This window comes from Sulfurovum xiamenensis (assembly GCF_030347995.1).
Taxonomy (GTDB): Bacteria; Campylobacterota; Campylobacteria; order Campylobacterales; family Sulfurovaceae; genus Sulfurovum; species Sulfurovum xiamenensis.
The window spans coordinates 29,945-46,476 of the sequence record NZ_JAQIBC010000009.1 but is presented as its reverse complement, the minus strand read 5'-3'; the positions used below and the strand labels follow the sequence as shown (position 1 = coordinate 46,476).

Below are 16,532 nucleotides of genomic sequence, written 5' to 3'. Positions count from 1 at the left end.
TCAACGCTCCTCGTCAATGGCTTGTATGGTCTTAAGATAGCTGTTTTCACTTAAATAAAGGTAAAGTTTTCCTAAAAGTTCACGTTTCTCTTCACTATTAAGATGTACAGACTCTTCGATATTGTATTTGAGTGTTTTATCCATGAGATAGGTATCATAATCCAGATCATCTAAAATATCCATAATGTTTTGTGCTTCGATCAGATTATCTATCGTATAATTCCCTTCTGAATTAAAGTTAATCACCGCTTCAGTAGGGTGGGTAAAGAGGTTGTGTTTCATCCCCAAGACCTCTTGGTAGGCCCCTGTTAGGAAAAAGGCTAAAAAGTACTCTTCTGTGTCCACATCGATATCATGTAGATACAATGGTAGATCACGGTTAAAGCCTATCTCACCATCGCTATCACAAGTGATATCCCAAATGCTTGCAGGGTTGGTCGGTTTGGTATCCAAACGGTCTAGAGGCATGATAGGAAAGTGTTGTTCCAATCCCCAAAAGTCAGGCAGTGACTGGAAAGCTGAGAAGTTGACAAGGTACTTTTCCTGTATACGGTCTTGCAGTTTTTTAAGTTCATCACTGTCTTCATTTTTGAGCAAGGCGATAGATTTCTTGATGATAAGGTTTACAAGGATCTCTGTATTTGAACGGTCCTCAAGGTCAATGTAACCTAGATCAAAGAGTGTGAGAAGGCTCTCCATATGATCCAGTGCGTCATGCAGGTACTCTCTTGCACGTGCACGGCTTAAAGAGTTGTAAAGGTCATAGAGTTCTTGTATAAGCGGAGGATTGACCTCTTTTAGACGCAGTCCTTTCTCTGTATACTCTTGAGAGAAGAGTTCAAGTACAGGTGCGACCAGAACAGAGTGCGAAGCGGCAATATAACGTCCTGACTCGGTAAAAATATCCGGTTCTTCTACACCTTTTCTTTTAGAGATATCCTGCATAAGGAAAACCACATCATTGGCAAATTCTCGTAGAGAATAGTTTCTTTCCTGTTTATCTTCGTGTTGACTGTATTCAACAGCAAGACCTCCACCAAGATTGATCGCACCAAGTGCATCTGCCCCACGTTTTTTGAGATCTGCATAAATGTTTCCGGCTTCTCTCAATGCTTTTTTAAGTGGAGCAATGTCTCCCATCTGTGAACCTATATGAAAATGGATCATCCAGAGATAGTCTAAAAGCGCATGCTCTTTCAGCATTTCATAGGCTTCAAGAAGCTCTGTAGAGGTAAGACCGAATTTGGAACCGTATCCTCCGCTTTTTGCCCAGATACCTATACCTGAACTGTGGAGACGTATACGTACACCAATCTTAGGTGAGATAGGTGTTTCTGCATCCTCATTAAACTCTTTATTGACCTGTATGATCGTTTCCAACTCAGTCAAACCTTCTATGGTAACGGTAATATTGTGTCCCATCTTTGCAGCAATGAAACAAAGTGATATCATCTCTTTGTCTTTAAAGCCATTGACTGTAATAGGTGCACCCAGAGGGGTTTTGGTCATCGCAATGATAATTTCAGCCTTACTTCCCGCTTCGAGGCCATAGTTGTAATTTTTGGAAACATCCATCAGTGCATGCACAAAATTCGGGAATTGATTGACCTTGAGAGGAAAAACAGCTTGAAAGTTTCCTTTATATTTAAATTCCTGTTTGGCTTTTTCAAACGTCTTAAAGAGTGTAGATATCTGTTTCTCCAGAAGATGAGGGAAACGAAGTAGAAGTGGTCCTTTATAGCCTTTTTCACGTATCTCTTGGGTAATGGAGAGCAGTGATGGCTTAGAGGCATGATTGATATTGATAGTATCACCCTGAATGATAAAGTTTTCATCACCCCAAATGTCTAAACCAAAATTTTTCATAGTAGTGCCTTGTGTTTTATTATGATAATTATAGCCAAACTTAATCTAATCTTACCTATAATATTTCTTATGATGAAACAGTTCTTAACGTATGAAGAAGACCAGGATCACCTTAGGCTTATCTCTACCGGAGAATGGATGCTTGGTACTGTACTTCATATAGAAAAAGAACTACTTCAAATTCCTTATGATAAAAGGATCGTTTGGGATGTCTCAGGTATCAGTGATTTTGACAGTGCTGGTGTCTTGCTTTTTATAGACTATTATGAACGATTTCAAAAAGAGACAGAGGTTGAGATCGTAGGGTATACAGAGAATCAAAAAGATATGTATACGCTGCTTCATAAACATATCCCGCAGATCGAACCTCCCAGAAAAAAAGGTATGCTCGAAAACTTGGGTAGGAGAACCTATGAAATATTGGATGAAATAAAGAGTTTCATTACCTTTTTGGGACATCTTTTCTATGCGATGTTCCATACTTTTGTAAAACCTAAAGATATACGTTTTAAAGAGACCATATACCATATTCACCAATCAGGGTTCAATGCCCTGATCATCATCGCCTTGACATCATTTTTAGTAGGGATGGTTATCTCCTATCAGGGGTCTGTTCAGTTGGCCAAGTTCGGCGCAGATATTTTCATCGTAGATACCGTTGCAATATCTATTACCAGGGAGTTGGGGCCTATGATCACTGCGATTGTCATTGCAGGGCGCAGCGGTTCTGCCTACACGGCTGAAATAGGGGCGATGAAAATTACAGAGGAGATAGCTGCGATGCGTACGATGGGGTTTGATCCTTATACTTTTTTGGTCCTTCCGCGTATCTTCGCTTTGATGGTAGCACTGCCGTTGTTGATCTTCTTTGCCGACCTTATAGGTATCTTGGGTGGTATGGTCGCTGCAAGTATGCAGCTGGATATTTCTATGGGACTCTTTACCCAAAGGCTTTATGAAGTGTTGGAAGTGAAACACTATCTACTCGGTATGATGAAGGGACCGGTCTTTGCATTCCTGATTGCTGCTGTAGGATGTTTTAGAGGATTTCAAGTCTCTTATAATACAGAGAGTGTAGGGCTTCATACGACAGCATCAGTGGTGAACTCGATCTTTTTAGTGATCGCATTTGATGCACTCTTCTCTGTGATCTTTACGGAGCTTGGACTATGAAAAGAGTTATTCAGGTAAATGATGTCGTTACACGGTTTGGAGAAAGAACAGTTCATGATGGCGTGAGCCTTCATATTGATGAAAATGAGATCTATGCGATCTTGGGTGAAAGTGGTTCAGGAAAATCCGTACTGATGAAAGAGATGATCATGCTCCTTGAACCGAGTGCAGGGGAAATAAGTGTTTTGGGTAAATCATTAAGCCGAATAGGTTTTAAAGAGGCACAGGCCTTACGAAGTGACTGGGGTGTGCTTTTCCAGTTTGGAGCACTCTACTCCTCTTTGACGGTCGCAGAAAATATAGAAGTACAGCTTAAGGAGTATACGGATGTCTCAAAAGAGATGAGAGATAAACTGGTACGATCCAAGTTGGCACTTGTTGGATTAGAGCCTCATGTAGGCAGTTTATACCCTTCCGAGCTTAGTGGAGGGATGGTAAAACGTGCTGCCCTTGCAAGAGCATTGGCGATGGAACCGAAGCTCCTATTTTTAGATGAGCCTACATCAGGACTGGATCCCATAGGTGCACGCAATTTTGATGCATTGATCGTGGAACTGCGTGATCTTCTGGGTATCACTGTTGTCATGATCACCCATGACCTTGAGAGTATTTTCAGTATTGTAGACAGGATGGCCGTTTTGGCAGATAAAAAGGTTGTTGCACAGGGCTCATTGGAAAATGTGTTACAATCACAACATCCCTTTGTAGAAGAATTCTTTAAGAATGAGTACACTAAAGAGAGATTCAAGGATAAGGTTAAAGATGTATAGCAGAGTCAATTATACCATTGTAGGTATCTTCGTATTACTTTTTGGCGCAGGTATGGTATGGTTTGGTTTTTGGCTTGCCAAATATGATCTTCAAGAAGAATTTGATATCTATAAACTTGAAATATATGAGTCTGTTGCAGGTCTTTCTGTAGACTCCAATGTAAAATTACGTGGTGTAGATGTCGGGAGTGTCAGCAATATACGAATTAATCCTCAAGATATCGAAAAAGTTGAAATATTCGTCAAAATAAAAAAAGGCATACCCATCAAAGAGGATATGGTAGCGCATACTGCCATGTTTGGTGTGACGGGACTTTTGTCAATAGAGATCGAAGGTGGTACAAATGCAGCTAAAACCTTGGTTCCTACGGATGACTATATACCGCTGATTAAAACAAGACCTTCATTCCTTACACAGTTAGCAGGTGACATCGGTGGCGCCAGCGGAAAAATTGAAGCGCTTTTAATGCAGAGTCAAAAACTGCTTTCAGATGATAACATTGAAACGTTGGGAAAGATTTTTGATAACATAGAACAAATGACAGCCAAAGGTGAAAAACTGGAAGATAAAGTCATAGTGACACTGGATGAATTTAGAGAATCTCTGGCAAGTATGAATAGGGATTTTAAATTGATACAACAAGATTTTGCAGAAATTAAGCAAGTTTCTATACCTACCATCGATAGATTGATGGAAACAAGTAAGAATTTTAATCGTGTAACACTCAAAGTGGAGAATACCATAGAAAGAGGGGATTATAATCTCAAACAGATCTTTGAACCTATGCTCATAGAGATACGCATACTGACCAATCAGCTCAATACAGTATCAAGACAACTCGAACAAAATCCTAGTGATTTGCTTTTTAAATCCAGAACTTTAAGAAAGGGACCGGGGGAATGAGAAAAAGTAGACTTACCCATATAGTGAGTATGATGATAGTAGCAGGGTTCATAGGATGTAGCAAAGCACCTGTACTTAACGTCTATAGTCTAAATGCACCTCAGATACTTATAGAGCGTGCTAATGCCTATAAAGACAAAAGTATCAAAGTGACATTTCCACAAAGTATCAAAGAACCGATGTCTGAAAAAATGCGCTTTTCCTATACAATGAATGATAGAGGAACCTACCAAAATTCCCAATGGTCTAATAACATGAGCAGGCTTTTGCAAGGTACGTTCATAGAAGTGTTAGATAGCAGTAGACTCTTTAAAGTCGTACTTTCAGATATGTCAACCCTTGAAGAGAACTATAGACTAGAAAGTACTATTTTTGATTTTGAACACCAGGTACGGGGCAGAGACTCTTATGCTGTGGTTTCCATACAGTTCACCCTTATTGATGAAGATAGGGGTAGACTGGTAAAAAGTAAAAGATTTTCTTACCAGGAACCTACTCTAACCACAGATGCCAAAGGCTATGCGATTGCAACCAATAGAATCATTGCCAAACTCAGTCAAGATCTCTTGAGGTGGCTTAAATAATATTGATATGCCTGATTTATTTTATTTAGTGCAAAAGTGAAAAATCTTAGAATTATCAGGAAATTTGATCAAAAATTACTTTTTATCCAGTAAAAATTGTTTTTTTAAGTAAATACCTATTAACATTTATAATATTAATTATTTGATAGTATTCATAAAAAGGAAAAACAGATGAAAAAATCGTTGGTAATAGCTGCACTTTCAGCACACTTGACAACACAACTTTTTGCCGGAGGAGATATAGCTCCTGTAACGGTAAATGAACCAGTTTTAGAAGAAGTAGCACATGGACATCATGAAGAGTCAAAGTTTTATGTTGTAGTTGCCGGTATGATGTTGCTGGGTGATGAGATCCAACATGGTGAAGCACTCCTTGATGGTGATAATGACTATGGTTATGGCTTTGGTATCGATATAGGGTACAGACTGGGTAATGGGTTTGCACTTGAGTATGACTATACCTATGGTAAGAATACTGTGTATGAGATCACAGCGCATGATGAAGTAAAAGCTACATCAACATACCACACATCAGCATTAGACATCGTGTATACGTATGAAGCGACACATAAACTGGGTATTTTCGGTAAAGTAGGATATGAGTTCGAGTGGGAAGAGATCTCAGAACTTAATATCGATGAGAGAGAAGATGATTTTGTATTTGGTGCAGGTATTGAATATGCACTCAATAAAAAGTATAAACTGCTCGCTGAGTATGAACATTCACTAATAGAAGGACCACATGGAGATGCTATCCTTGCAGGTGTGATGTATAACTTCTAAGAAGTAAAAATTGATACGAAACCTAGAGGTTTCGTATCATCATTTAGAGTTCATTGATAGCAATGACTCGCTCTTCTTTAGTTTCAAGATCTTTTATCCATAGAGTTCCATTTTTCAGTTCATCTTCCCCGATGAGAACAGCATATTGGGCATTGGATCGGTCTACACCTTTCATATGGCTTTTAAAACCTTTGGAGCTGTACTCAACTGTTACTTTATCCGTAAGACGTTTTTTTGTTGCAAGTTTGAGCAGTGATGGGATAGCCTCTGGAGTCATCGCACCCATATAGTAACCCTCAGCCTCTTTTTCAGGCATTTTCACAAGTTCCATAATACGCTCGATCCCTAGAGCAAATCCTACGGCAGGAGTCGGTTTCCCATCTAGGAACTCAACAAGCCTGTCATAACGTCCACCACCTGCGATAGCACTTTGTGCACCGATCTCGCTGCTTACAAATTCAAAGGCTGTTTTTGAGTAGTAGTCCAAACCTCTTACAAGGTTGTCATTCACGGTGTATTTAATACCTTCTTGATCCAGTAGCTCTTTGAGCTTTTTAAAGTCCGGGTCACACTCTTCACAAAGATAGTTTTTAAGTTTAGGAGACTCTACAAGCAATGTTTGACATGTATCATTTTTACAGTCAAGAACACGGATAGGGTTGGTTCCTATTCTTCTGTTACAATCTTCACAAAGTTCCTCTTTGATTTCCGTTAACGAGCTAACCAGTGTCTCTTTATACTTTGGCATACATATTTTACAACCAAGTGAATTGATCTGTAGTTCATAGCCGATACCCAATGCATTAAAGATCTGTGCAATCATGGTGATGATAGTAAAATCTTCATAGACAGATCCTTCCCCAAAGCTCTCACATCCAAACTGATGAAATTCTCTTAGACGGCCTTTTTGCGGTTTTTCATAACGGAACATCGGTCCATAGTAGTAGAACTTTTGTTTGACCGGTTGGCGGTCAAGCTTTGCAGAGATAAAGGCCCGAACCACACCTGCTGTACCTTCAGGACGCATACAGACATCATTTTCACCTTTATCGATGAATTGGTACATCTCTTTCCCTACGATATCAGAGCTTTCTCCTACCGAACGCTTAAAGAGTGCGGTCTCTTCAAGAATAGGTGTCTCAATATATCCATAACCGTAACGCTTTGCGATAGTTGAAGCAGTGTTGATGATATGTTCAAAACGTTCGCTCTCTTCAAAAGTGAGGTCTTTCATTCCACGTAGCGGGTTGATCATAGTGTATTCCTTAAATAGTCTGTTATATGTGTGTGTATGGTCTCTATATCTTCTGTCGCATCTACAAAAAGATGAGGGATACCAAGTTTGAGTATACTCTCTTTCATATGCTCTTGTACCTTTAAAAGATACTCCAAGCCTCTAAGCTCAATGCCATCCAGACATTTCACAGAAGTCCGTTCTTCCAGTGTTTTCATATCGGTCAAAAACAAGATGACCTTGTCCGGGAAATGCCCCTCTAGTGCAAATCGGTTCAGACTCACAAGCTCATCAAAATCAAAGTCACCGTTTGCCAATGCATACCCTATACCAGAGAGAAATCCTCTGTCAGAGATGATGACCTTATCTTGATTTGGGGAGATCACTTCCTGATAGTGTTCCGCTCTGTCTGCCAAGAAGAGCAGGAGTTCAGCACGTTTGGAAGCTAATGAATCAGAAAGGAGGATCTCTCTGGCCTTTTGACCGAATGCCGTGCCTCCGGGTTCATGTGTGACGATGATCTCAGGATGTTTTTGTGAGATCAGTTCGATCTGCGTACTTTTCCCACAGGTGTCTATACCTTCAAAAAGTACATACATTAAAGGACACACTTTATGAGTTTAAATGCTTCAGCAGGCACAAGATGTCCTATCTTCCCATCGAAGTTTAAAATAGAACGAACCACGGATGAACTGACAAAAGCATGTTCCAGGCTCGGCATAAGATAAACGGTCTCTAACTCTTTTTTCAAAGAAGCATTCGCATACCCCATCTGAAGTTCATACTCGAAGTCACTGACTGCCCTCAGTCCTCTTACAATGATATTTGCTTCTAATTCATCTGAAAGATCCACAAGCAAACCTCGAAATCCTATGACTTTTACTGTAGGAAAGTCTTTTGTTGCAGCTTTTACCATATTGATGCGTTGTTCAAGTGTGAACATCGGTTTTTTGGCCTCTGAGTCTGCTACGGCGACGATGATCTCATCAAACATATGAGATGCCCGACTGATAATGTCTATATGCCCATTGGTTATAGGATCAAACGTTCCGGGGTATATTGCACGTCTATTTTCACTCATGTTCACTCCATCTTTCATATAGATTATTGTCAATACCTAATACATCATACCATTTTCCAATGATAAATTTCTCCATATCTTCCAAAGAAGAGGATTCAGAGTAGTATCCCATCACAGGAGGTGCGATGATGACTCCCAGTGTGGCCAGTTTTTGCATATTCTCCAATGCTATGGCAGAAAACGGAAGTTCTCTGGGGGCAAGCAGTAACTTCTTCTGCTCTTTGATCGCTACAGCTGCGACACGTGTGGCAAGGTTGTCACTGATCCCGCAGGCTACCTTCGCTAAGGTATTCATACTACAAGGAATAATCGCTGTTGCATGCACTCTAAACGAACCCGAAGAGACAGACGCTGCGATATTCTCACTGGAGTGTAAGGTCACATTTTTGTTTTCAAAAGACTCTACAGTGAGGGCATTATCTGAAACGATCACATGGACATCAATGTGCTCAGGTAAAAAGTCGACAAACTTCTTACCCAATTGAACACCACTTGCACCGGTAATTGCCACAACGAGTTTCATACTATGCCTTATTTTTTATAAAAGGGATTATAGCAAAAGAAATTAAGAGTTTAGGACTTGGTTTCAAGATTGGATAGTTATGGAGCGGGCGAACGGGTTCGAACCGTCGACCCCAACCTTGGCACGGTTATGCTCTACCACTGAGAAACTCACGCATAGTGATCATGTGAGTAAAATAATTTGTGAAAGTGGAGCGGGCGAAGGGATTCGAACCCTCGACAGCCTGCTTGGAAGGCAGGACCTCTAGCCACTGAGCTACGCCCGCATATTGATCATGTGTGTAAAATAATTTGTGAAAGTGGAGCGGGCGAAGGGATTCGAACCCTCGACAGCCTGCTTGGAAGTCAGGATCTCTAGCCACTGAGCTACGCCCGCATATTGATCATGTGTGTAAAATAATTTGTGAAAGTGGAGCGGGCTAAGGGATTCGAACCCTCGTCAGCCTGCTTGGAAGGCAGGAACTCTAGCCACTGAGCTACGCCCGCATGTATTTATGTATATTTTGGTGGTACCGCAGGTCGGACACAGAATCCGATTTAAGACAAACCACGTCGAATATTACCCAAACATACTTAAACTGGGGCTTAGAGGTGGTTGGATGAACTTCCGATCTAGACATAATATAGACAGAAATGGACATTTATTGACACGTATGTGTGGGATTTACGTGGGATTGTTAAAATAAATAAAAAAGGATTTTAACATGGCTAAAAGTATTACTTCAAGGAAGTACACAGGTGTCTATTACTATAAGTTAGATAATGGTGATAAGTCTTATGCAGTAAGATATACCCACAAGGGTAAACGTTATGATAAGGTTATTGGTAGACACTCGGAGGGTATTAGAGAAGCATATTGCTTCAAGGTCAGAACTGATTTAATCAATGAAATGAAACATGGTATCGATAGGTCAGCTGATATGAGATTAAGTGAGCTGGCTGAACACTTTCATAAAACTAAACTCAATACTGAAACGTACAATGAACGGTTGTCTAGATTTGAGAAAGAGATAAAACCATTCTTTCGTAATAGGTTGGTATCCGAAATAAGAGAGAGCGACCTTATAGGCTTTCAGGAGCATCTTAAAAAGGTACGATTTGGTGCTAAGGGTAGAAGAGAAGCTAACGGTGAGAAAAGTTTGGCAAATGCCACAATCAATAAATATATAGATGAACTGAAGGCTATCATTAAATATGGTATGAAAAAGAAGCTGGTTCATTTTAAGGATGACCCGACTGAAAATATCCAAATGCTAACAGAGAGCAACAATGCCAGAGAAAGATATCTTACAAAAAAAGAGATTGATATTCTAAGAGAAGAAGTATCCTTTTACGATAGTAATTTACAGTTGTTTACTGCCTTGGCTTTGGGTACTGGTGGTCGTTTGAATTCTGTAGCATCCATCAAGAAAAAGGATATAAATATTGCAGGAAGAAGAGTACTGTTGATAGATGATAAGAAGGATGATTACTATACTGCTTTCTTAAACGATGAGATAGTAAAACTGTTAGAAGGTAAACTTGATAAATTGCGTCCTAATGATAGTATCTATACTGGCACTAAATACGGGAATAAGAGGGCAATTCAGCGTAAGATGAAAAAAATTCTTGATAAACTCTTTAATGTCGGGCTGGATGTAGATGATCGTCAAAATAGGGTAGTAATTCATACTTTAAGACATACTTTTGCGAGTCATCTTGCTATTAAGGGTACTCCTATTTATACTATCCAAAGGTTGATGAATCATAGGGATATTAAACATACAATGAGATATGCTAAACTGGCTCCAGATAGTGGTATGGTTGAAGTGATTAACCTATATGATTAATCACTCATAATTATGCTTCTAAGCCATTTTTATGTTTTAGAACACTAGAAGTGTGTTCTAACTAAATTGGAAGCGTAATACTCAGCTATGGCTGATAATGGAAAGATTATTCTCCCTGTTTTTGCTTCTTTATATCTTGGGATATCTACTCCCGCTTTAATTCTTCTATCCAAAGTCCTTTGACTTATACGAAGTTCTACGGCCATTTCTTTTTTTATGAGATAGCTTTTATTTTGATGTCTTTCTTTTAATAATTGTAATTCTGAGTTCATGAGCTGGTGGTCAACCCAGCTCATGAACATTCCTGAATTGGTTTATTTGAACATTAGGTTTTTGTCTCTTGATATACGGGCTAGGGATAACGGCTATAAACTCATACATACAAATTCCTTGTTTAAAGGTGTTGTTAATTTGAGAACATTTTTATTAAAGGTAAATATATTTTCGGCTTTAAAAGATTTGGTGTTAGCTATAATATGGTTTTTATGTAAGTCCGTTATGATTTTCTGCTTTATGAGTAATTCCCCTTTTGGTTTTGCAGTTGACTCAAAAAGCACATCATAATCTTTAAAGTTTTCACTACTGTAAGCGAAGATCCGACGAAGATTTTCCGTTAAAATACTTAAGTATATATTCTTTCCTTGTTTTTTTAAATAATATAATTTAGCTAAAGTTTGTTGTTTCATCTTTTCTCCTTAGCGAACTGTTGCAATATAGGCAGCTACGCTTGCCGCTGGGAAAATCATCTGACCTTTTTTGATTGGGATTCCTCTCGGAAAGCCGTATCCCTCTTTTATCCTAGTATCAGCTGTTGATGATTTGATGTGTATCACCTCTATTACTTCCTCTCGTGTCATTGTCATGCCATACTTATCATTTAGGCTTTTGAGAGTATCTCTGTATATTCTTTCACTTAAAGCATGAGGTTCGTTTTCGTGCTCATAATAGAAGTAGGGACTAAAGACTCCTGTAGCGGATATATTTTCAGCTTCACTAATGATGCTTCTAAGGCTTCTACCCCTGCGAGCTTCTAGAAAGTTATTTAGGTCATCATCTTCATAATCTATTCCTTCTGCTTTAATTATGTATGACAACTTTGAAAAGATATCATTGTCAGGTAACTCTTTAAACACTATATGAATGTTGAATCTATCAAGCAAGGCTGGGTCAACCTTGTCTGGATAGTTTGTCGTTGCGAGGAACGTGCATCTTTCTTGGTATTTTTCTAGTATACCGCTTGATTTGAGTTCGTCTTGAATAGCAGGAGCTAAACGGTCAATCTCTTCGATAATCACAACTAGCTGTCCATCATCTTGTGGGGTCATTTTTATCAACCATGAGTGTATCTCCCCAAGTCTCTTTTTATTATTATCCATTCGTATGATGTTACTAGGGTGCTTTGCAACTTTTTTAGCCATCAGTTCTGTGAGAGAGGTTTTACCGAGTCCATGCTGTCCACTAGCAAGCATATTGCCTCTAATGAAGCCATCATTGTATGATTTAGCGATATTTTGAACGATATCAGGTCTACTTGTTGGCAGAATCATTTCATCTAAAATTCTTGGTTGGTACTTCATGTACCATGAGCGATTGTCTTGTTTATTGGTCATCTGAAGCCTCCACAAATCCAAGTGCGTGTAACTCAGCGAGGTGGTCTTTTTTTGGAGAAAGTATAAAATCAGTTGATATCAAGATGTCATTGTGATCGTGATTGATGATGACATAGTTGAAGTCAACATACTCTTCATAACCAATCGGTGGCACTAGAGTGTCAAGCAAATTTGATTCGGTGCGATGTTTTTGATTTGGCGAAGCGACAACACTAGTTTCCTTCAATCTACCATCCTCACTATAACGTGAACAGGTGCTTACAAAAACAAAATACGGGTAGTAGAAAATAGACCGTTCGTCTTTATCTGTTGTTTGGCATAGTTGAATACCTTCGACCCATCGCATATAATTAATGATGTCTTCTTGTGTATTCAGTCCATTGAAGTAGGCTTGAACCAAAGCATCTAGTGTTGGGAGAAGGCAAAAATAACATTGATCTTTACCTGATGTTTGGAACATTGTTAAAGTGTTAATCCACCTATTGAACTGGTTGGTATCTTCTTCATTCTCCAATCCATTAAAGAATAGGTTAACTATATCAGCTTGCGTTGGTTGCTCTGGATTATAACCAGTAGGCTTAAATTTTTTATAAGTCATTGTAGACTCCTTTTATTAAAAAAGGCGTCATCCACATATATCATATAATGATTGCGATGAGGATGCGCCTATTGTCGGATCTACATTCACTCATATTTACTTATCATTATGATGGTGAAATTATATCATGCAAAAATTAACAATAGTTTAATAAGGAATCTTGATAGTTATAGACTAAAGTTTAAAATAATGTTTTGGGGATTTTTGGGGGTTTTTGGAGAGGTGGTTTTGCTGGCTGGTCCAGCACTGGTAGATATTATTTATTCTATTTTCTTAGTCTTTACTTATTTTATTTTTCTATTAAGGCTCGCGGGAGTTAAAGCGAAAAAAAATTATAGAAATATAGTAAAACCCCCTTATTTTACGAGGTTAGAGAGCCAATGACGTAAATTAAAAAAATTTTGAAAAATTATTTGAAAATTACGTCCCAGCATATTTTGCCTATAAAAACATAGGTTCTGGAGGAGGCACTAAAGAACTTCTCCCAAAAAAAGCATCGATATCTTCAATCCTAACTTTACACTTCGGGGGGATATTTTTCTTTGTAGCGTACATCTTAACTGCATTCCCATTCGCATCGATAACCTCTACCTTGATACCCACCTTAGTATAAAAATCCCAAGCTGCTAAAAGGGTAGGTCTCTTCTTATTCTTGCCCTTATACAAGCCATATACAAAGTTGGTAAACTGTCTGACGGTAAACTCCCCACCATGTTTATCCGTAAAACTATCGTACGCTTCTTTACCATTACGAATTTTGATATCATCCAAAGTAGGTTTCTCAGAATCACTCGAACCCTTCTCAAATTTTTCAACCTTAGCTTTAGGATTCATCACCAATCCATAACCAGCTCTAGCAAGATTCTGAGCCATGAAATTTATATCTCTTTGCTCTAGTTTCTCCACTTGTTCAATACGGCATCCAACCAAAGATAATATTGATAAATAATCGTTGTTATTATCGATTGCTTTATTGATATTGCTATATAGCTCCAAGTACTTGATAACTTTTCTCTCATCTAGTGTATATCCATTCGCTTCATAGAAAACCTCACCAAGCTCAATATATAATTTAATATCGCAAAACCGAGCCATGAACTGAGTATGTTCCTTTTCCTTCAGGGAATGTACCAAACGATATTTTGATGCCTTGGTTCGCGCTCTAGAAGCCGCTTGAATAACTGTATTCACTCCGCAAACTGTATTTGTACGCGCATCGATAATCATATTATCAACATGACTAGTAAAACTAAATCCCTCTCTTATCACAGAGGTAAAAACATAATTTTTATCGGGATTTCTATCTATCATATCAGCATCTATATCTCCACCAGCATAGATCAACTCTCCACCAATTCTTTCAGCCCATTGTTTACCCTTTGATTTATCGTTACAATATACGATAGTTCTCTGGTTTGCTAAATCAGCATACTCCTCGCTAGTAAAGCCCGTTGTAGCTTCAAAAACTATCTCTTTATCCTTCTTAGGAATGAACGCTCTAACCTCGATATCAGACCATTTAACAGCACCATTTTCTACAAAGTACTCAAAGTTTTCATAATAGAAAGGGTCAGCCGAAATGAATTTCACATGAGTGAAGAGTCCATCGAAGATATCAGCTATCAACTCTTCACGTAACTTAGTGTACTTATCATATTCAGACTTCAAGAGGTTAGGGGCTTCATCTATAATCAATTTATAATCGGTCATAGAACTCTCCGCGTGCAACCATGCAAACTTATCATATGTCATAACGATGGTACAATCTTTCTTATCCTCTGGGATATCTTGCATACGCTTAATAGATACGTTCTTATCACCAGTAGAGCCGATATAAACAAAGCCATTCATGGATGATAGGTTATGACCCAAGGCGCGCTTAGGTACTAAAAAGATAGTATCTGGCTTATATGAGCTGTTATAGGATTTACCTCCACCTGTAGGGGCTTCAGCGAATTCAATCAAGCCAACTTCATCTTTGTACACTTTCGGAAGGTATTGACCCTCATAATCTATCTCTTTCCTCTCAAAGCCCTTGATATCCACTAGGTTAATTAAAGTTGTATTACCACCCTGATAGTCGAATAATTTACCACCTTTCATATAGAGATATCCTGTTTCTGCTCTATGATTAGGTTCATAAGCAAAGTTCGCACTTTCACCATTTTTATATATCGTTACAAATTCACGCGCAGTCTTAATCATACCATCAGACCTACGGAGTAATCCATCTAATGGGTATTCACCATCTTTTACCAGCCTCGAAGCTGTTTCAAAAATCTCTCTTGTAGATAATTTACTTATTTCGGTATCTGTTTTACCTACAACTCGTAACAATCCTTTTTTAGATACTTTAGCTCGCTCAATGACTTCTTTTTTCTCTTCATCACTCAAAAGATCATTAACAGGAATGCACCCGTTATGATTCCACTTTGTAGGCAAGATCAAATCATTTGCTTTCCCATACTTCTGTAATCTATGGTTGATATCCGTTGAACAGATATTTATTTCAGGATCAGCATAACCAGCTGTCCAAACCAAAGCACCACCATGATATATCTTCATAGTGCTTTTATCGTAGATATTCAACTTATGAGAATCATTGAATGATACAGCATCCACATACTCATGTCTTACATGACATCCATTTAAAGAATTCCAACCTAAGAAATATGGAGCGTTATCTAAATGCCAGCTTATGATATACCCACTGTCATATTTATGATAAAGCCATAGTTCCAAATACTTCTGAAACACTTTTTTATTATGTCTTTTATTCAAGAATATGAAAATACGACCCTTGAAGAGTTCCCCTGCGGATTTAGATTCAGCATACAGGAGAGTACCAAACTCCTTTGAGAGTTCAGCCAACCCAGCACTAGCATCAGTATTGGTTGCAGCTCCTGTTATTAGTGAATGTCGGTCAAAGTCCAGAGCGATCACGCTTGCGCCTTCGTCTTTAATATCATCTTGTGTGATATACTTCTCTTTATCAGCTCCTTGTTTAAACATTTGAATTTTAGGGAGTTGTGATATATCAATATCGCTAGAGAAGAAAGTATTAAAGTCACTATTATAGAAGAAGTCGATAACCTCCGCAGAAGTTCTAAAAATTTTATGTTGTTTTATAGCCAAAGGAACAGTGCTCAATCTACCCTTATCCTTAGGATCTGTAAAAGTTACTCCGATCATTATTTTTCCTTTTTTCAAGCGACAGGAAGTACTGCGCTATAGTTTTTGCATTCTGTTCTTAGATGGAATGTTTATAGATATTGATAGGAATTGAAAAAAATAGTGTTGGGAAAAATTGGGTTTTCTTGGGTTTCAACATTGATATTTGATGGGATTTCGTACATAGATATTTAATAAGCTCGCTTGTCTTTCAATAGTAACTTCTATTTTTAATCTCAATTCTTTGATTTTGAGTGACAGGAAGGCCCGTCGACTCATTCAATTTCTATTGCATCGTTCATTAAGAAAAAATGCTTACATCCACCGACTGCTAATGAGGGTAATTAATCCTCACAGTCGCTGAACGCTTAATGGTTGATGCGTCAAACTGAAAGGTCGACGGATGT

The 16,532-nt window shown here is 38.5% G+C and carries 16 protein-coding genes and 4 tRNA genes; 6 read left to right on the top strand and 14 right to left on the bottom strand.

The window, feature by feature from the left end; all coding sequences use genetic code 11:
* On the bottom strand, positions 1-1,911 hold the full coding sequence (gene speA, locus PF327_RS10015) for a biosynthetic arginine decarboxylase (protein ID WP_289402459.1): 1,911 nt from the start codon (positions 1,909-1,911) through the stop codon (positions 1-3).
* 24 nt (positions 1,912-1,935) lie between these two features.
* Between speA and PF327_RS10010 the strand changes: the two genes are divergently transcribed.
* From PF327_RS10010 to PF327_RS09990, 5 genes are all read left to right on the top strand, one after another.
* Positions 1,936-3,039: an ABC transporter permease gene (locus PF327_RS10010; protein WP_289402426.1), complete on the top strand. Its 1,104-nt coding sequence runs from the start codon at positions 1,936-1,938 to the stop codon at positions 3,037-3,039.
* On the top strand, positions 3,036-3,809 hold the full coding sequence (locus PF327_RS10005) for an ABC transporter ATP-binding protein (protein ID WP_289402425.1): 774 nt from the start codon (positions 3,036-3,038) through the stop codon (positions 3,807-3,809). Before PF327_RS10010 ends, PF327_RS10005 begins: the two co-directional genes overlap by 4 nt.
* Positions 3,802-4,713 (top strand): MlaD family protein, encoded by a 912-nt coding sequence (locus tag PF327_RS10000; RefSeq protein WP_289402423.1) that lies wholly within the window; start codon positions 3,802-3,804, stop codon positions 4,711-4,713. Before PF327_RS10005 ends, PF327_RS10000 begins: the two co-directional genes overlap by 8 nt.
* Positions 4,710-5,297: an ABC-type transport auxiliary lipoprotein family protein gene (locus PF327_RS09995; RefSeq protein ID WP_289402422.1), complete on the top strand. Its 588-nt coding sequence runs from the start codon at positions 4,710-4,712 to the stop codon at positions 5,295-5,297. The genes PF327_RS10000 and PF327_RS09995 overlap by 4 nt, the downstream gene beginning before the upstream one ends.
* Before the next feature lie 171 nt (positions 5,298-5,468).
* Positions 5,469-6,080: a porin family protein gene (locus PF327_RS09990; RefSeq protein ID WP_289402420.1), complete on the top strand. Its 612-nt coding sequence runs from the start codon at positions 5,469-5,471 to the stop codon at positions 6,078-6,080.
* Between the two features lie 43 nt (positions 6,081-6,123).
* On the opposite strand, the gene hisS is transcribed toward PF327_RS09990, so the two are convergent.
* From hisS to PF327_RS09950, 8 genes are all read right to left on the bottom strand, one after another.
* Positions 6,124-7,335 (bottom strand): histidine--tRNA ligase, encoded by a 1,212-nt coding sequence (gene hisS / locus PF327_RS09985; RefSeq protein WP_289402418.1) that lies wholly within the window; start codon positions 7,333-7,335, stop codon positions 6,124-6,126.
* Positions 7,332-7,913, bottom strand: coding sequence for a dTMP kinase (gene tmk / locus PF327_RS09980; protein WP_289402417.1), 582 nt, complete (start codon positions 7,911-7,913; stop codon positions 7,332-7,334). Before tmk ends, hisS begins: the two co-directional genes overlap by 4 nt.
* On the bottom strand, positions 7,913-8,395 hold the full coding sequence (gene coaD, locus PF327_RS09975) for a pantetheine-phosphate adenylyltransferase (RefSeq protein WP_008241974.1): 483 nt from the start codon (positions 8,393-8,395) through the stop codon (positions 7,913-7,915). The genes tmk and coaD overlap by 1 nt, the downstream gene beginning before the upstream one ends.
* Positions 8,388-8,918 (bottom strand): UbiX family flavin prenyltransferase, encoded by a 531-nt coding sequence (locus PF327_RS09970; protein WP_289402416.1) that lies wholly within the window; start codon positions 8,916-8,918, stop codon positions 8,388-8,390. Before PF327_RS09970 ends, coaD begins: the two co-directional genes overlap by 8 nt.
* An 80-nt stretch (positions 8,919-8,998) precedes the next feature.
* Positions 8,999-9,073, bottom strand: a tRNA-Gly gene (locus PF327_RS09965).
* A 34-nt stretch (positions 9,074-9,107) separates the two neighbouring features.
* A tRNA-Gly gene (locus tag PF327_RS09960) sits at positions 9,108-9,183 on the bottom strand.
* A gap of 34 nt (positions 9,184-9,217) precedes the next feature.
* Positions 9,218-9,293: transfer RNA gene (locus tag PF327_RS09955), tRNA-Gly, on the bottom strand.
* 34 nt (positions 9,294-9,327) lie between these two features.
* Positions 9,328-9,403: transfer RNA gene (locus PF327_RS09950), tRNA-Gly, on the bottom strand.
* 218 nt (positions 9,404-9,621) lie between these two features.
* Here PF327_RS09950 and PF327_RS09945 point away from each other — a divergent pair.
* Positions 9,622-10,746, top strand: a complete 1,125-nt coding sequence (locus PF327_RS09945; RefSeq protein WP_289402415.1) for a tyrosine-type recombinase/integrase — start codon at positions 9,622-9,624, stop codon at positions 10,744-10,746.
* A gap of 44 nt (positions 10,747-10,790) precedes the next feature.
* On the opposite strand, the gene PF327_RS09940 is transcribed toward PF327_RS09945, so the two are convergent.
* From PF327_RS09940 to PF327_RS09920, 5 genes are all read right to left on the bottom strand, one after another.
* Positions 10,791-11,042 (bottom strand): hypothetical protein, encoded by a 252-nt coding sequence (locus PF327_RS09940; protein WP_289402414.1) that lies wholly within the window; start codon positions 11,040-11,042, stop codon positions 10,791-10,793.
* Between the two features lie 69 nt (positions 11,043-11,111).
* Complete coding sequence (locus PF327_RS09935) at positions 11,112-11,432, bottom strand: hypothetical protein (RefSeq protein ID WP_289402412.1); 321 nt, start codon at positions 11,430-11,432, stop codon at positions 11,112-11,114.
* A 9-nt stretch (positions 11,433-11,441) separates the two neighbouring features.
* Positions 11,442-12,356 (bottom strand): AAA family ATPase, encoded by a 915-nt coding sequence (locus tag PF327_RS09930; protein ID WP_289402411.1) that lies wholly within the window; start codon positions 12,354-12,356, stop codon positions 11,442-11,444.
* Positions 12,346-12,954 carry a hypothetical protein gene (locus PF327_RS09925; RefSeq protein ID WP_289402410.1) on the bottom strand — a complete coding sequence of 203 codons (609 nt, stop codon included), beginning with the start codon at positions 12,952-12,954 and terminating at the stop codon, positions 12,346-12,348. The genes PF327_RS09930 and PF327_RS09925 overlap by 11 nt, the downstream gene beginning before the upstream one ends.
* A gap of 441 nt (positions 12,955-13,395) precedes the next feature.
* Positions 13,396-16,146, bottom strand: a complete 2,751-nt coding sequence (locus PF327_RS09920) for a DEAD/DEAH box helicase family protein (RefSeq protein WP_289402409.1) — start codon at positions 16,144-16,146, stop codon at positions 13,396-13,398.
* Positions 16,147-16,532: the final 386 nt, after the last annotated feature.

Coding starts and splice junctions, on each gene's coding strand:
- PF327_RS10010 (WP_289402426.1), top strand. CDS start 1,936: ATGATGAAACAGTTCTTAACGTATGAAGAAGACCAGGATCACCTTAGG.
- PF327_RS10005 (WP_289402425.1), top strand. CDS start 3,036: ATGAAAAGAGTTATTCAGGTAAATGATGTCGTTACACGGTTTGGAGAA.
- PF327_RS10000 (WP_289402423.1), top strand. CDS start 3,802: ATGTATAGCAGAGTCAATTATACCATTGTAGGTATCTTCGTATTACTT.
- PF327_RS09995 (WP_289402422.1), top strand. CDS start 4,710: ATGAGAAAAAGTAGACTTACCCATATAGTGAGTATGATGATAGTAGCA.
- PF327_RS09990 (WP_289402420.1), top strand. CDS start 5,469: ATGAAAAAATCGTTGGTAATAGCTGCACTTTCAGCACACTTGACAACA.
- hisS (WP_289402418.1), bottom strand. CDS start 7,335: ATGATCAACCCGCTACGTGGAATGAAAGACCTCACTTTTGAAGAGAGC.
- tmk (WP_289402417.1), bottom strand. CDS start 7,913: ATGTATGTACTTTTTGAAGGTATAGACACCTGTGGGAAAAGTACGCAG.
- coaD (WP_008241974.1), bottom strand. CDS start 8,395: ATGAGTGAAAATAGACGTGCAATATACCCCGGAACGTTTGATCCTATA.
- PF327_RS09970 (WP_289402416.1), bottom strand. CDS start 8,918: ATGAAACTCGTTGTGGCAATTACCGGTGCAAGTGGTGTTCAATTGGGT.
- PF327_RS09945 (WP_289402415.1), top strand. CDS start 9,622: ATGGCTAAAAGTATTACTTCAAGGAAGTACACAGGTGTCTATTACTAT.
- PF327_RS09940 (WP_289402414.1), bottom strand. CDS start 11,042: ATGAGCTGGGTTGACCACCAGCTCATGAACTCAGAATTACAATTATTA.
- PF327_RS09935 (WP_289402412.1), bottom strand. CDS start 11,432: ATGAAACAACAAACTTTAGCTAAATTATATTATTTAAAAAAACAAGGA.
- PF327_RS09930 (WP_289402411.1), bottom strand. CDS start 12,356: ATGACCAATAAACAAGACAATCGCTCATGGTACATGAAGTACCAACCA.
- PF327_RS09925 (WP_289402410.1), bottom strand. CDS start 12,954: ATGACTTATAAAAAATTTAAGCCTACTGGTTATAATCCAGAGCAACCA.
- PF327_RS09920 (WP_289402409.1), bottom strand. CDS start 16,146: ATGATCGGAGTAACTTTTACAGATCCTAAGGATAAGGGTAGATTGAGC.